This is a genomic window from Paenibacillus sp. ACRRX, assembly GCF_022346885.1.
GTDB lineage: Bacteria > Bacillota > Bacilli > Paenibacillales > Paenibacillaceae > Paenibacillus_B.
In genome coordinates this window covers 1-2,254 of record NZ_JAKRNK010000020.1, presented here as the reverse complement: position 1 = coordinate 2,254, position 2,254 = coordinate 1, and the positions used below count along the sequence as shown (strand labels likewise).

The 2,254-nt window shown below is 42.7% G+C and carries 2 protein-coding genes; both read right to left on the bottom strand.

The features are described 5' to 3' along the window. Positions 1-354: 354 nt before the first annotated feature. Positions 355-837 (bottom strand): hypothetical protein, encoded by a 483-nt coding sequence (locus tag MH117_RS26335; RefSeq protein WP_239334095.1) that lies wholly within the window; start codon positions 835-837, stop codon positions 355-357. Position 838: 1 nt separating this feature from the next. After that, positions 839-2,254: polymorphic toxin-type HINT domain-containing protein (locus MH117_RS26330; protein ID WP_239334093.1), on the bottom strand; the 1,416-nt coding region annotated here is incomplete at its 5' end.

Sequence of the window (2,254 nt, the reverse complement as noted above, 5' to 3'; positions counted from 1 at the left end):
ATCTTCGCGCCGCTAATATTCAAGTCCGTAATCTGGTTCCGATTGTTGTACAGACCACTTACCGTCAGGTTCACGCTGCTTCCCGGTTGCTTCACCACATAGCCTGTTTTCTTGTTCAGATTAATGTTCGGGTCAATTCCTCTAGATTGTTGTAAAAGGGGTTTTTCAAAAATTTGGTCTAGTTTCGTTTGAAGCTCAGAAAGTTTTGGACTACACTAGGCTGTCCATTATACCATTTTATTCCACGTTGTGTATCAGTCAAATCTCTTTTGATAGAATGATGGATTTACTCGGTGGCACACCACCAGAGAAAAAACCTTGAATGGCATGGAGCCAATCAAGGTTAGTAGGGTGTCAATATCTTTCTAATTCTTCCTTTTGTAGTTGAGCAATTTTTCTAAATGGTTCGTATAATGCAGATATTTTCCTTTGAAAGTTAGTGTCCCCAATTAGGAGTTTATCCTGTTCTAAGGCATTGCTAATTGCATAAAACTCTTCACATTCAACAGATGCACCTTCACCACCATCTACTTCATCTCCAGAATTTAATAATAAATCTTGAAGAGAAAATTTCCCGTCTAGATACATTATATAATAATACCCAATTATTGCATCACTAGAAGAAACTCGATCCTTCACCTTGAACCTCTCTGAAATCAATAAATCACCAAGAGCATTACTCAACATATCAATACTATTGGCTAACGAAATGTTAATCAACCAATTTTCTACTGATGTTTGTTTTAAAATACGTTGGTCTGCCCAGTTTTGCCAGTCCTTTTTTTTGTAATAACCACTAAAGGATATCGCAAAAAGATAGTGAGCAATTGGTACCATTCTACCACCTCCACCTCGGAGTATCAGGATGAAGACCTGGAGTGTTAGGACCGTGTTGTGTGGGATTCTTCCATGGGTTTGGATGATAGTGTGGGTTTTCATGATGATGTGGTTTCCCATGGTTTGTATAATCGTTATTTCCAATCCTTCTGCCAAATTGGTCATAAATTGTTTCTCTCTTGTACAACTCGCCAGTATTACTTAATTTTTGATCTATGATGCTCCGCGTACCGGGCGCAGTATGCGTTCTCTCTCTTGTGTTTGGTGCTCCCTTATAGTTTGGATTTATATCCTGCTCCCAGTACCTTTGATATCGAGCCGCTTTTGAAGCGTCCATATCATCAACAAAAGTCCTAGGGCTCCCCTTCCCCTTATAAAAACCGATAAGATCAGGCTGTCCATTCTTCCATTTTATCGTTGTTTTCACTGTTGGAGTACTTACTTTGATTGGATAGCTACTAATCCCTCCGCCATTACTATACGATGAATAAGAGCTGGACGGTCCCGCTCCTGCCCTGCCGAATCCCCCTCCGCCGCAATTGTGCGTCCAGATCCGCAAGTCCGTTACAAAGTAATTGTGGTACCCCTGCACTCTGAAATTATATACCTTTGTTGGTTCTTGATGCACCGTAATGGATTCAATCGGGTATTCTTTGCCGTCCCTGTCTACTAATACATCCTCGACAACTAAGTCACCGGCTTCCACCCATCCTTTGCCTACAATCCAGAACGGATGCTCTTCTGTCGTCGTAATCTTCTCTTGCTTCACTTCGATGACATATACTTCATCGGCTGTACGATTAAAAGTCTCTTCCACGGCTCTATATGCCGTCTCACCTGTTTCCTCACTTTTTGCCAGTACCTTGTCGCCTACTTGGATATCCTCAATGGCCTTTAAGCCCTCGTCCGTTTGAATCTGAGTCCCTGCTGAGAAACATTTAAAACTACAATTTATTTTGTTCTCACCTTCAGGGTCCACACCATTTAATGGGTTGTTCTCCACATACGTATACCGATTCAGCGTATCTGGCTCTTCGATCTTGCCCTGATTCTTATCCTCGCTGATAAAACGGCCCATGCTTGGGTCATACCAGCGTGCTCTCAGGTATTGCAGATCTGATACCGAGTCCCAATACTCTCCCGCATATCCGAAAATGTTTGGTACTGTTTCTTTACTTTCCAGCGGCAGACCCCAAATATCATAGCGATATTCATTTAGCTTGGTGCCTTGCTCATCCGTAAGCGCAACAACGTCCCCGTGACCATTGAGCTGGTAATACTGCGCCTTGCCGCTTACAGCGTCCTGCCGACCAATAATCGCTCCATTGGTATCGTAAATGTACACATAGAGGATACGCGGCTTGCCATCTGCTTCGATCACAGCCTCAGCTACGATCCGTTTGTCCTCATTGTAATA